This window comes from Dietzia sp. Die43 (assembly GCF_024519835.1).
In the GTDB taxonomy this organism is placed as follows: Bacteria; Actinomycetota; Actinomycetes; order Mycobacteriales; family Mycobacteriaceae; genus Dietzia; species Dietzia kunjamensis.
The window spans coordinates 16,302-29,423 of the sequence record NZ_JALJRF010000009.1; the positions used below are offsets into that span (position 1 = coordinate 16,302).

Sequence of the window (13,122 nt, forward strand, 5' to 3'; positions counted from 1 at the left end):
ACGAGCCTAGACTCGATCCCACAAACTAGAAACTGTATCCCATATAATGAGACTCATCCGGGGCGCCGGCCGTCAGTTGACGTCCCCGTCCTGCAGGAAGGTGGCGTACAGCGGCAGCGGCATCTCCTGCCGCCGCAGTACCGCACCCCACACGTCGACGCGGGCGGGGGCGAGCAGGTCGCTGGGCAGGCTGGGGGCGACGTACCAGTCGCCGCGGTCGAGTTCGTCCTGCAGCTGCCCGGGGGCCCAGCCGGTGTATCCGACGAACACCCGCATCCCTTCGACGTGGTCGCGCAGCAGATCGGGGTCACTGTCCAGGTCCACCACATGCACCCGACCCTCGATCTGCTGGAGCCCGACGAACCGGTCACCGTCCACGCCGGAACCGAGCACCACCAGCGCGATCCCGGTGTCGGGTTTGACCGGACCGCCGATGTGGAAGACGGACGGGGGAGCGCAGATCTCGGCCCAGGCGGGCAGGATTGACTCCACCTCGGTCTCGCCTGGGCGGGTGATGACGACGCCCAGGGAGCCCGAGTGGTCGTGCTCGATCATGTAAATGATCGCGCGCTGGAAGTTGGGATCGGGCATGTCGGGCGCCGCGATGAGCAGCGACCCGGCGACGGGATCACGCTTGTCCATCGCGGAGTAGAGGCGGTCGCCGAACAGGCCGCCACCGCCCAGATCGTCCGGTCCCGTGTCCATGTCCCCATGATGCCCCCGTCGCCGACGACCCACACGCGCGTCCCCTCGATCGGGTCCCGCCGCGATGGTCGCCGCCCGTGCGGTGAGCGCTACGGTGATGTGCGTGACCTCACTGTCCGCCGATCCGGTCGGCCCCCCGCGCGGACGACTGGCGGCCGCACTGCGGGAGTCGGACGGCCTCGGCCGGTTGTCCACGGCGCGCCTGGCCGCCCTGCTCAGTGAGGGGATCCATCAGGCCGCGCTGGGCGGAATCGTGCTGTTCAGCCCCGAGTCCGCGACGACGCCCGCCGCCATCGTCGGCGGGTTCGCCGTCATGCTGCTGCCGTACTCGGTCATCGGACCCTTCGCCGCCGCCGCGCTCGACCGGTGGGATCGTCGGGTCGTCGTCGCGGTCGCGGCGCTGGTCAGGACGGTGGCCATCGTCGCGACCATCGCGCTGGTCGCCGTCGGTGCCGTGCACACCGGGGCGGGCCTGGCGGCGTTGTTCGCGCTCTCGCTCGTGGCCATCGGTCTCGGCCGCCTCATCAACACCGGAATGACCGCGGCCATGCCCAAGGTGGTGCCCGATCGGATCCTCGCCGCCGCCAACTCGGTCCTGGTCACCGTGGGGTCGATCATCACGGCCGTCGGCGCGGTCGCGGCGTTCGCCGTCCTGGCCGTCCTCGGCGCCGGGGACGCCGCGGTGTCGTGGACCCTCGTGCCGTCCGTGGTCGCCGCGCTGGTGGGGGTGTGGGCGATCCTGGCGCTGCCGCGCCGGCACCTGGGACCCGACGACGACGAGCTCAGCGCTGATCCCGGCCGGGGCGTGGCACTAGATGCGCTGTCCCTGTTCGCCGGTGGATTGGCCGAGGGCGTCCGGGCCGCCCGGTCCACGGCCCTCGTGTGGGTGTCGCTGACCGGCGTGACGCTCGGCCGGGCGGCGTTCGGGATCACCACGATGCTGGCGATCCTGCTACTGCGCGACGCCGAGTCCGGCGGCGTGGGCGGCCCTGTCGTGGCCGGGATGGGTGGATTCGGACTGATGTCGGCGGCGGTGGCCGCAGGAATGGGCCTGGCCGCCGTCGTCACCCCCTGGGCCATCGCCCGTCGGCGGCGGATCGTCGTCGTGGCATCGGGCGCGGTGCTGTCGGGGGTCGCGCAGCTCGCGGTCGGCCCGACCCTCGAGCCGACGTCGCTGGTCGTGGGCGCGGTGGCGATCGGTCTGGGCGCCCAGGTGGTCAAGCTCGTCGCGGACAACGCCATGCAGACCGACGTCCCCGACGCCCGCCGCGGCGGGGTCTTCGCACTGCAGGACGCGCTGTTCAACTCGGCGTTCGTCGTGGGGATGGTCGCGGTCCTGCCGTTGGTGCCCGCCGACGGACGGTCGGTGTCGTTGATGCTGGTCCCGGCCGCGCTGTACGCCGCCGCCGCGGTGATCGCGGCGTTCGTCGCCGCGCGCAGGCGGTCAGGAGCCGAGCCCGAGCGAACCCGCGGCGATCGAACCGCCACCGATCGAGCCACCACCGACTGACCCTCCGCCCACGGAGCCGGCGGCCACGGAACCGCCACCCATCGAGCCTGCACCCACCGAGCCGCCGCCGACACTCCCTGCGCCGACCGAACCCGCCCCGACAGAACCCGCCCCGACACTGCCCGCGCCCATCGACCCGGCGGCAGCGGATCCCGCCGCAGCCGAGCCCGCCGCGGCGGAACCGACAGCTCCGGCGCCGCCACCGGCCGAGCCGTCGCCGAGCGCGCCACTGCCGAGCGCGCCGGCGTCGATGACCCCCACGTCGAGCGATCCCGCAGCCGAGCCCGCGTCGATGTGCGGGAGCTCGAGGTGAGGCGGCTCGAAGGGCAGCGCGGCGTCGAGCCGCCCGTCGCCGTTCATGTCCGCCACGGACAGCAACCCGCTGCCCGTGTCGACGGTGATGGAGCCGTCGTCCTCGACGACCGGTGCCGCGGGTTCGGGAACGGTCCCGCCCTGCACCGGCGCGGGTTCCGGGGCCGGAGTGTGCGCGACGGGCGGGGGCGGCGGCACCGGATCGGGTTCCGTGACCGGGGGAGTGGACCACCTTGCCGAGTCCGCTGAAGCGGCCGATCCGTGGTGGATCGCGCCGATGGCATCCGACAGCAGGGCGCCCCAGTCCGGCAGCCCGCCCAGCGCCTCCGATCCGGCGGCCAGCCCGTCCGCCCCCGCGGCCAGCGAACCGCCCATCAGCGCGCCCGCACCCTCGGCTCCTGCCAGCACCGATCCGGCCGCCAGGGAGCCGGCCCCGACGGACCCCGTGCCGAGCGAGCCGCCCCCCACCGACCCCGCGCCGACAGACCCACCGCCCGCCGAACCGGCGGCAACTGATCCACCACCCACCGAGCCACCGCCCACAGACCCGCCCGCGACAGACCCGCCGCCCACGGACCCCGCGGCGAGCGCGCCGGCTCCCCCGGCGTAGACGTTCCACACGCCGCGTCCGCCGTCATCGGCGTAGGCGGCCTGGGCGCCGGTGCCCACGTCGGTCACCACGCGGTCGGCGGCGCCGTCGAGGTCCGAGTCCCACAGGGCGTCGTCGGCGTATCCGTCGCCGTCGAAGTCCAGCCACAGCGCGTCCGCGGCACCGGTTCCGAGGGTGAGGTCGGGCTCGCCCTGCCACTGCGTCGGGTCCCCGACGCCGTCTCCGAAGAAGTAGTCCATGCCCAGAATCGTGTCCCGACCGCCCGGCCCGGGCCAGCCCCGATCCGCGATCTGTGGAGCGAGGAACCGCATTCCACAGATCGTCGTTCCGCCTTGACGGCGGGCGCTCAGCTGCTCGCGGTGGCCCTGGCGAGCAGCGCGGGTCGTTCGGGATCGCCGCCCAGGTCGGGGCGGCCGAGACGGGTGGCCCGAACACCGACGACGACGAGGAAGACCGCCGCCCAGATCAGGTAGGCGTTGCCGACGAGGTGCTCCAGCGGGCCCCAGCCGAGTTCGCGGCCCTCACTGTGCGGCACCCACCACTGCGGTGTGCCCAGGAAGATCACCACGCCGCTGCCGGCCAGGGCGAGCCAGCCGCGCTCGTCGTCGTCGTCATCTCGTCCCGCGCGGTCGGCCCACACCAGGGTGAGCACGACCGCGGGCACCGCCCACACCCAGTGGTGTCCCCATGACACGGGCGAGCAGAACAGGGCCACGTGCCCCACCGCGACCGCGGCGGCCACCTCGTGGCCGGACCGCAGCAGCCGCCACGCCACCCACGCGATCCCCAGGCCGATCGCCGCGGACACCACGAACCACGCGACCGACGCGGCGGTGTCCTCGAAGCCGAGTCGGTGCACGAACCCGTTCACCGACTGGTTGGACGTGAACGCCAGACCGCCGATCCGGGCCGGGTCGCGGATGGCGAACGTCCAGTAGCGGGCGGAGTCGTCCGGGGTGAGCAGGTGCCCGATCCCGGTGAACGCCAGCGCCGAGACGACCGCCGTGGCCAGCCCACGCCAGTCGCGCCGCAGCACGAAGTACAGCAGGAACACCGCCGGGGTGAGCTTGATGGCCATCGCCAGCCCGGTGAGGGTGCCGCCCCACCAGCGGCCGCGACCGCGGATGACGTCGACCAGCACCAGCGCCATGAGAAAGACGTTGACCTGCCCGAACCCGATCGTCTCGCGCACCGGGCCGAACCACAGTGCCACCGCCACCACGGCTGCGGTGAGCCACCACAACTCGCGCTGCGGGCGTTCGCACGTGCGCGTGAGCACCAGTTGCACGACGTAGGCCAGCACCGCGATGGTCGCCAGCGTGATCAGTGCGGACGCGACCGCCAACGGCACCAGCGTGAACAGCGAGAAGAGCTGCGCCGACAGCGGGGGATAGGTGAACGGCAGGTGGGCGCCCTGGGCGAGCTGGGGCAGCTCGCCGTAGAGGTCGCCACCGTCGCGGAACACCTGCCCGCCGACGCGGTAGACGTCGAGGTCGATGCGGTACGGCGGGATCTGTTGCAACCCCGGGATGCCCACGGTGTGCAGCAGCGTGCCGACGACGGCGAGGACGACGACGACGACCCGCGCAGCGGCCGAGCCCAGGTAGCGGTCGACCGCTCCGCCGATCATGCCGGATCGCCGTTCTGCTGCGGTTCGTTCTGCTCGGCCCACCAGCTCAGGAGCGCGGCCTCGGCCTCATCCCGGTCGAGCGGGCCGCGATCGAGGCGCAGTTCCTTGAGATGCGCCCACGCGCGACCGACGTCGGGCCCCGGCTTGAGGTCGAGCAGCGTCATGATCTCGTTGCCGTCGAGGTCGGGGCGGACCCGGGCGAGGTCCTCCTTCTCCTCGATCTCGACGATCCGCCGCTCCAGCGAGTCGTAGTTGGCCTGCAGCTTGGCCGCCCGCCGCTTGTTGCGGGTCGTGCAGTCCGCCCGGACCAGCCGGTGCAGGCGCGGGAGCAGGTGACCGGCGTCGGAGACGTAGCGGCGCACCGCGGAATCCGTCCACTGACCCTCGCCGTACCCGTGGAAGCGCAGGTGGAGGAACACCAGGCCGGAGACGTCCTCGATCATCTGCTTGGAGTACTTGAGCGCACGCATGCGCTTGCGCACCATCTTCGCGCCGACCACCTCGTGGTGGTGGAAGGTCACGCCGCCGCCGGGCTTGGGCGCCCGCGTGGCGGGCTTGCCCACGTCGTGCAGCAACGCCGCCCAGCGGAGCACGAGGTCGGGCCCCTCGGGTTCGAGGTCGATGGCCTGCTTGAGCACCGTGAGCGAGTGCCAGTACACGTCCTTGTGCTGCATGTGCTCGTCGCGCTCGAGCTTCATGCCGGGCACCTCGGGCAGCACACGATCGGCCAACCCGGCCTCGCACAGCATGTTGATGCCGTCGATCGGGTAGTCGCCGAGGATGGTCTTGTCGAGTTCGGTCCGCACCCGTTCGACTGTGATGCGGTCGATCTCCCCGGTCATCTCCGCCATCGCGCGGAACACCCGCGGCGCGAGGGTGAACCCCAGCTGGGAGACGAACCGGCAGGCCCGCAGCATGCGCAGCGGGTCGTCGGAGAACGACTGCTCCGGCGCGGCCGGGGTGTCCAGGACGCCGACGAGCAGGGCGTCCATCCCGTTCAGGGGGTCGACGAACTCCTGGCGCCCGTCCGGGTGCAGACGCACCGCCATGGCGTTGACCGTGAAGTCGCGCCGGATCAGGTCACCGTCGAGGGTGTCACCGAAGACGACCTCGGGGTTCCGGGTCACCCCGTCATAGGAGTCGGCCCGGAACGTGGTGATCTCGATCTGCTGCTCGATCCCGCCACCGTCCCTCTTGACGGCCGAGAGCGTGCCGAACTCGATCCCGGTGTCCCACACCGCGTCCGCGTAGTCGTCGAGGATGGCCCGCACCGTCTCGGGCCGGGCGTCGGTGGTGAAGTCCAGGTCGGTGCCCAGTCGGCCGAGCACGGCGTCGCGGACACTGCCGCCGACCAGGTAGAGCTCGTGCCCGGCGTCACCGAATGCCGTCGCGAGCGGGGCCAGCACGTCGGCCAGGTCGTTCATCGTGGTCTGGGCGCCCGCGAGCAACCGGACCCGGCGTGCCTCGACCTCTGCCGGGTCGGGCCGGGAACCCGGTCCGTCCTGCAGAGCCGAGAACACCGCGGCGTCGTGTCGATCGGAGGCGGCTCGATCGGCGGCGGCGCTGCTGTCGGCGGCACTGCGGTCGGGGGTCGGTCTGCGGGCTGTCACGGGCCCGACTTTACCGAGTGGACCCGACAATCCCTGACCCGCGCGCTCGGGGCCGGGCGGGATCAGCCCCGGGGGCCGGATGGGCCCGGTGTGAGCCGGGTCGACGGGCGGGCCGGACCGCGCCGGCGGGCGGGCGGGGGCACCGCCGGCACACGCAGCCCCGGGTACGCCGCCTCGCCGACCTCCGCTGCCGGAATGTACGCCGATCACCGGGTTGTGCTGCGGGAATGGACCATTCGGGGCGCGCTAGTCGACAGGGCAGCGCATCCTGGCCGGATGCGCTGCCGGAATGCCCGGCGGGGCTCACTCGGCGGGGCTCACTCGCCGGGCGCGACCGCCTTCGACCACAGTGGATCCACGGCCTCGACCTCGGGCGGGCCGCTCAGCAGCGGGCTCGACTCCTCCAGGTATCGCAGGTAGGCGGGGTTGCCGAGGAACTCCTGGGCGGCCGCGGCGTCCCGGTAGTGCTGGAACACCACCAACACGTCCGGGTCCACGTGGGACGCGCACAACACATAGGCCCGGTGTCCGGCGTTGGCCTGGACGGCCTCCGGCATGTGCCGGCGCCACACCTCGATCAACTGGTCGCGACGGCCCGGCTTGGCCCGGTGTCGGAGGACCAGGGCGTGGGCGGACGGACCAGAGCTCATACTGCGGACTCTAGCCGCGCCCGCCGCCGCGGGACCGTCCCCGGCCGCCACGGCCCCGAGGCCCTGACCGCTGGGACGGCAGCGCACTGGAGTGACGGGAGTGTCTCGTCGTCGTCGTCGTCGTGACTCCCCACGCCTGCCACCCACGCGCCCGGGCACCCGCACGCGGCCGGGCCGCGGCGCGCCGTGGATTCCGGTCCACTCACCCCCGGCCGGTAGCATCGATGGGTGTCCGAAGCCGATCGTCCCGCCGAACCGCGCGCCAACGCGCCGCGGCGTCGTCGTGCGCGTCGGCCCGCCGGACCCGGCGCCGCGGGACGCGACGCCGCAGGTCAGAAGCGGGACAGCGCTGCCGCGAAGGGGTCCGACGGCCAGCGCAGCGCGCAGGGCGACAAGCAGAAACCGGCGCCCCGGGACGCCGGGGGCGGCGGCCAGAAGCCAGGTCAGAAGCCAGGTCAGAAGTCCGGCCAGGGGGGCCAGTCCGGGCCCACCGGCTCCACCGGCCCCTCCGGCGACGGTCAGTCCCGGCAGGGACGGCGTCGCCGCCGCGGCGGACGCGGTCGGCGCGGCGGTCGGGGACAGGGCCGCGCACCCGAGAACCAGAATCAGCCGTCGAGCCCCGACGCCACCCACACGGTGAAAACCGGCGACGGCACCGCCGGCGCCACCTCCCGCCAGGCCCCCCGTCACCCGCGTCAGCCCGGCCGGTCCAAGTCGGGCGGCGGTGGCCAGGCGAGCTCCACCAACACCACCCGCACGTCCGGGCCCGCGAAGGCCGGCGGCGGCACCGGGTCCAAGACCGGCTCCAAGGCCGGTGGCAAGGGCGGGTCCAAGGCCGCGGCCAAGACCACCAAGCCCGGCACCCACCAGGGCGGCAAGGCCGGCGCCAAGAACGCCCGCGGCGGTCGCGGGGGCGCGCGGCATCCCCGCGGTGGCCAGCGACTCAAGACGGTGCTGGAGACCTCGGCCGGCGGCCTGGTGGTCCGGAACCTCGCGCAGGCGGGGAAGGGACCCGAGCCCGACCTGTCCCGGCTGGAGGTCGCCCTCATCGGTCGGCTGGACCGCCGAGGCCGCATGCTGTGGTCCATGCCGAAGGGGCACATCGAGCCGGGGGAGACCGTCGCGGAGACGGCCCGGCGCGAGGTGCTCGAGGAGACCGGCGTCGACGGCACCGTCCTGGCCCCGCTGGGCACCATCGACTACTGGTTCGTCGCCGAGGGCCGGCGCATCCACAAGACCGTCCACCACCACCTCGTCCGCTACGACCACGGCGAGTTGTGCGACGAGGACCCGGAGATCACCGAGGTCGCCTGGTTCGCGTTCGACGACCTGCCCCGGCGCCTCGCGTACCCGGACGAGCGGCGACTGGTCGAGTCCGCCCGCACCCTCCTCCCGGACTTCGCGCGCGCCGAACTGGCCGGCGACAATCCCCCGCCCGCCGACGCGCAGATGGTGGACCCGTCCCGCCGGGCGGACGGCCCCGAGCCGGTCCGCCGCACCGGGGCGCACGGCGTCACCCCTCGCGACCACGCGCCGGAGGAGTCCGGGCCGTGACCGGGCGGCCGGTTGGGCGCGCAGTCCGGGCGGTCGTCCCGACGGCACTGTGTGCGGCGCTGGCCCTCGGCCCGCTGTGGGGTGTCCAGCCGGCCGGGGCCATCACCCCCGCGGAGGCCGCGGCGGCCGGGTACATCCCCAACCCGGCGCCGACACTGGCCCGGATCACCATCGACGAGCTCTCCCCGACCGTCCTCGACGGGGCGGGTGGCCCGGGCGGGGCGGGTGGCGGGGGCCGGGTCGCGGTCGGCACCGAGTCCGGGGTCCCGGTCGTCACGGTGTCCGGCACCATCACCAACGTCGGCGACATCCCCCTCGAGTCGGTCGACGTCCGGCTCCAGCGCGGGCCCCGCGCCGCCGACGCGGAGGCGGTGCGCGAACCGCTGGTGTGGTCCGAGCCGTCGTTCGCGGTCCGCGGCGAGTTCCTGCGGGTGGCCGAGACCGTGGCGCCGGGGCAGTCCGTGCCGTACCGCGTGTCCATGCCGGCCCGGGAGATCCCCGGCGACCCGGCCCCTGACCTGCAGCTGACCGAACCCGGCATCTATCCGCTCCTCGTCAACGTCAACGGCACCCCGGAGGGCGGGTCGCCCGCGCGACTCGACGACGCCCGCACCCAGTTGCCCGTGCTCGAGGCGCCGCGACCGGCGGCCCTACCGGGGGTCGACGACGACGAGGTGGTCGCACCCGGGCCGGCGGACGGGCGGGGCCCGGCGCCGGTCCCGCTGACCATGATGTGGCCGCTGGCGGCGGCACCCACGCGGATCGCGACGGTGCCCGGAGCGGAGGGCCCGGACCCGGTGGTCGCGTTGACCGACGACTCGCTCCTGCGCGAGCTGTCCGAGGACGGTCGGCTCACCGGGCTGGTCCGGGCGGCCGACGACGCGTTCGACGGGCCCGGCGGGCAGGACCTGCGACGGGCGGTCTGCCTGGGCGTGGACCCGGAGTTGCTGGGGACCGTGTCCGAGATCGCCGACGGCCGCGCCGTGCTCATCGGGAACGGCACCGGCGGCGACGACGGGGGTTCCTCCGGGCGGAACCGGGGCGGCCGGGGGGACCCGGAGCGGTCCGCCCCCGCCGATCCCGGGGCGGTGGAAGCGGACGCCGAACGCTGGCTGGACGAGCTGCGGGCGTTGGCCGAGGGCACCTGCGTGGTGACGCTGCCGGCAGCCCAGGCCGGCCTCGAGGCGGTCGGGGCGGTGGGGTCCACCGAGCTCACCCGGGCCGCGCTGGACAGCGACGATTCAGTGGAGCGGATCCTCGGGGTGTCCCCGATCCCCGACGTGCTGGTACCCGCCTCCGGGACCCTGCTGCCCGGCACCGCCGAGGCGCTGGGGGAGCCCGGCGCCACCGCCGTGGTGGCGGCCGCGTCGACGCGGACCGACACGGGTCTCGTCCCGCCCCCCGGGATGGTGGGGTTGGCCGGCACCGACGGCGGACGCGCACTGACGTATTCGGCGCCGATCGGGGCGGCCCTCGCCGCGACCGGGTCCGCACCCGAGAACCCGCGCTATTCCGACCCCGACACCCGGTATTGGCTGACCGCCGACTCCACGGCGGCCCGCCTCCAGGACGCGAGGGCCGCGCTCCTCGCGCCGGTCGTGGACGCCATCGACGCCGGACCCGCCCCCATCGCCCCGCTCGAGGCCGCCGGCGCGGCCGGCGCCGGGCCTTCCGCGGGCACCGGTCCCGCTGCCGACACCGGCCCCTCGGGCCCGTCCGACGATCAGGGGGTCCTGGCCGTGCCGCCGCAGGTGTGGAGCGTCGACGGCGAGGCCGCCGGCTCGCTGCTGGAGACCCTCGGCGCCCAACTGGCGGCGGGGAGGATGCGCGCGGTGCCGCTCACCGAGCGCCTGGCCGGACCGGTCACCGTCCCGGACGGGTCCCTGGCGGACGACTCCACGGGCGCCGTCGACCCGGGGGCCGTGGACCTGGCCGGGGTGGACCGTCGCGTCTCCGACGCCCTGCGGGGGATCGGCACGCTGCGGTCACTGGTCGACGCCGCCGATCCCACGTCGTCGGACGCCGAGGGCCACCTCGACCCGATGGTGACCGAGGCCCTCCGGGCCCTGTCGGAGACCGGCCGGCGCGCGGGGGGAGACGGCACGTCGCCCGGGTCCGGTACCGGGGCTGACGCCCGCGCCGGGACCGCCGAGCGTCTCGACCGCCTCGAGCAGACGGTCTCCCGCTCGCTCGGCAGGGTGGACCTGCTGCCGCCCGGCAGCGTGTTCACCATGGCCAGCCCCAACAGCCCACTGCTGCTGGTGACCCGGAACGCGTTGCCCTTCCCGGTGCGGGTCGGCGTCACCGTCACCGCGCCGGACGACATCACGGTGGAGCCGGTGGGGGTCGTCCAGATCCCGGCCTCGGGCTCGCGGACCCTGCAGGTGCCCACCCAGTCCGATGCCGAGGGCGGCGTACGCCACACCGTGGCGTTCGTCCTCGAGGGTCCCGACGGGCGCCCGCTGTCGGAGCCGGTGGAGCTGTCCGTCCAGACCGGTGGATACCCGGTCGCCCAGGCGTTCGCGTTGGCCGCGGCCGCCCTCGCCCTCGTCCTCGGGGGCCGGCGGTACCTGCGCTACCGTCGGGGCATCCTCGACCCCGCGGACGAAGGGCACCGACCGTGAACGACGAGCAGGGGTCCCCCGGACCCGAACTGCGCAGACCGGATCCCGGACTCCGCGGCCGACGCCGTGAGCCGGGCAGTTGCGTGCTGCCGGGCCCGGCCTCCCCGCCGCCGGTCGCCGACTCGTTCATCCCGGACGCCGCGCCCGCGCCGTCGATCGCGCGGCCGATCGCCCCGACCCCGGAGCGGTCCGCAGCGCGGCCGGCGACGCCCGGCGGGGGGACCGGGGCACGGACCCGCGACTCCTCCGACGCGTCGGTGATGCGCTCGACGGGATCGATGGCCGTGGCCAACCTCGCGAGCCGCATCACCGGGTTCGTCCGGATGATCCTCATCCTCACGGTGCTCGGCCCCGCCGTGGCATCCGCCTTCAACACCGCCAACACGCTGCCCAACATGATCACCGAGCTCGTCCTGGGCTCGGTGCTCACCGCGATGTTCATGCCGCTGCTGGCCAAGGCCGCTCAGGAGGACGAGGACGGGGGCGTGTCCTTCATCCGGCGCCTGCTCACCGTGACCTCGGTCCTGGCACTGGGGGCGACCGTCGTGGCGGTGGCGTGCGCGCCGCTGCTCACCGAGCTCAACCTGGGCGACGGCGAGGTCAACACCAACCTGGCCACCGCGTTCGCGTTCCTGCTGCTGCCGCAGATCTTCTTCTACGGCGTGTTCTCGGTGATGCTCGCGATCCTCAACTACAACGGTGTCTTCCGTCCCGGGGCGTGGGCGCCGGTGTGGAACAACCTGGTGGCCATCGCGACACTGGTGCTGTTCGCGGTGGTCGGCAGCGGCATCGACCCGGCCGCGCCGGTCAACCTGCTCAGCGCGCCCATCCTGCTGCTGGGCCTGGGCACCACCCTGGGCGTGGTGCTGCAGGCGGCGGTGCTGGTGCCGGCCCTGCGCCGCGCGGGCGTGGACCTGCGCCCCCAGTGGGGTCTGGACCCCCGCATCAAGCAGTTCGGCGGGCACGCCCTGGCCGGTGTGACCTACGTACTCATCTCGCAGGTCGGTCTGGTCATGACCAACCGCATCGGTTCGGCGGCGGACGAGGCCGCCATCGCCATCTACCAGACCTACTGGCTCCTGCTGCAGGTCCCGTACGGGATCATCGGCGTCACCCTGCTCACCGCCATCAACCCTCGCCTGGCGGACAACGGGGTGGCCGGCCGCAACGACGCGGTGGTGCGGGACATCTCGTTGGGGACGCGGCTGTCGCTGTTCGGGCTGCTGCCGATCATCGCGTTCATGACCGCGTTCGGCCCGACGATAGCCACCGGCCTGTTCCGCTACGGGAACTTCGACGCCGAGAGCGCCCAGGTGCTCGGCCTGACCCTGACCTTCGGCGCTTTCACGCTGGTGCCCTACGCCGTGGTCCTGCTGCAGCAGCGGGTGTTCTACGCCCGCGAGGACTACTGGACGCCGACGGCGATGATCCTCGCGATCACCGTGGTCCGCGTGGTCCTGTCGCTCCTCGTCCCCGTGGTCGCCGAAGAGCGGTCCCACGTGGTGATCGGCCTGGCCCTGGCCAACGGCATCGGCTGGGTCGTCGGCGCCGTCGCCGGGTTCATCCTGCTGCGGTCGAAACTGGGGTCCCTGCGTGGTCGCGAGACCCTCCGGTCGGCCTCGTGGACCCTCGGCGCGTCGATCGCCGGCGCCCTGGTCGCGCTCGCCGTGGACACGATCCTGCCGATGGACGCCCTCACCGACGCGGTCGGCAGCATCGGGTTCGTCCTGCGTGCCGGTGTCGCCGCCGTCATCACCCTCGCGGTGACCGGTCTGATCCTGTCCCGGTCCCGGTTGCCGGAACTAGACTCGATCACCCCCGTTCTCCGCGGACTCGTGGGGCGTCTGAGGAGATAGTCGAATCCACGCGGGGCCGGTACGTACACTCAGGGATCACGAGCGGCGCCTCCTGACGGGC

At 73.8% G+C, this 13,122-nt stretch carries 9 protein-coding genes; 4 read left to right on the forward strand and 5 right to left on the reverse strand.

Annotation, left to right across the window (positions count from 1 at the left end; translation table 11 throughout):
- Nucleotides 1–72: 72 nt before the first annotated feature.
- Nucleotides 73–705, reverse strand: a complete 633-nt coding sequence (locus NR111_RS09040; protein WP_256820624.1) for a YqgE/AlgH family protein — start codon at nucleotides 703–705, stop codon at nucleotides 73–75.
- Between the two features lie 97 nt (nucleotides 706–802).
- Between NR111_RS09040 and NR111_RS09045 the strand changes: the two genes are divergently transcribed.
- Nucleotides 803–2,215, forward strand: a complete 1,413-nt coding sequence (locus tag NR111_RS09045; RefSeq protein ID WP_256820659.1) for an MFS transporter — start codon at nucleotides 803–805, stop codon at nucleotides 2,213–2,215.
- Here the strand turns inward: NR111_RS09045 and NR111_RS09050 are convergent.
- From NR111_RS09050 to NR111_RS09065, 4 genes are all read right to left on the reverse strand, one after another.
- Nucleotides 2,150–3,448, reverse strand: a complete 1,299-nt coding sequence (locus NR111_RS09050) for a hypothetical protein (RefSeq protein ID WP_256820625.1) — start codon at nucleotides 3,446–3,448, stop codon at nucleotides 2,150–2,152. The genes NR111_RS09045 and NR111_RS09050 overlap by 66 nt on opposite strands.
- Nucleotides 3,449–3,483: 35 nt before the next feature.
- Complete coding sequence (locus tag NR111_RS09055; protein WP_206473908.1) at nucleotides 3,484–4,767, reverse strand: glycosyltransferase 87 family protein; 1,284 nt, start codon at nucleotides 4,765–4,767, stop codon at nucleotides 3,484–3,486.
- Nucleotides 4,764–6,287, reverse strand: a complete 1,524-nt coding sequence (locus NR111_RS09060) for a CCA tRNA nucleotidyltransferase (RefSeq protein WP_374210707.1) — start codon at nucleotides 6,285–6,287, stop codon at nucleotides 4,764–4,766. Before NR111_RS09060 ends, NR111_RS09055 begins: the two co-directional genes overlap by 4 nt.
- Before the next feature lie 407 nt (nucleotides 6,288–6,694).
- Nucleotides 6,695–7,027, reverse strand: coding sequence for a putative quinol monooxygenase (locus tag NR111_RS09065; protein WP_206473907.1), 333 nt, complete (start codon nucleotides 7,025–7,027; stop codon nucleotides 6,695–6,697).
- A gap of 228 nt (nucleotides 7,028–7,255) precedes the next feature.
- On the opposite strand from NR111_RS09065, the gene NR111_RS18695 reads away from it, so the two are divergent.
- Genes NR111_RS18695 through NR111_RS09080 form a run of 3 tightly spaced genes read left to right on the forward strand, consistent with a single transcriptional unit; the run spans nucleotide 7,256 to nucleotide 13,061 of the window.
- Nucleotides 7,256–8,581 (forward strand): NUDIX hydrolase, encoded by a 1,326-nt coding sequence (locus NR111_RS18695; protein ID WP_256820626.1) that lies wholly within the window; start codon nucleotides 7,256–7,258, stop codon nucleotides 8,579–8,581.
- Nucleotides 8,578–11,205, forward strand: a complete 2,628-nt coding sequence (locus tag NR111_RS09075) for a hypothetical protein (RefSeq protein WP_256820627.1) — start codon at nucleotides 8,578–8,580, stop codon at nucleotides 11,203–11,205. The genes NR111_RS18695 and NR111_RS09075 overlap by 4 nt, the downstream gene beginning before the upstream one ends.
- Nucleotides 11,202–13,061 carry a murein biosynthesis integral membrane protein MurJ gene (locus NR111_RS09080; protein WP_256820628.1) on the forward strand — a complete coding sequence of 620 codons (1,860 nt, stop codon included), beginning with the start codon at nucleotides 11,202–11,204 and terminating at the stop codon, nucleotides 13,059–13,061. Before NR111_RS09075 ends, NR111_RS09080 begins: the two co-directional genes overlap by 4 nt.
- The last annotated feature ends 61 nt before the right edge of the window (nucleotides 13,062–13,122 follow it).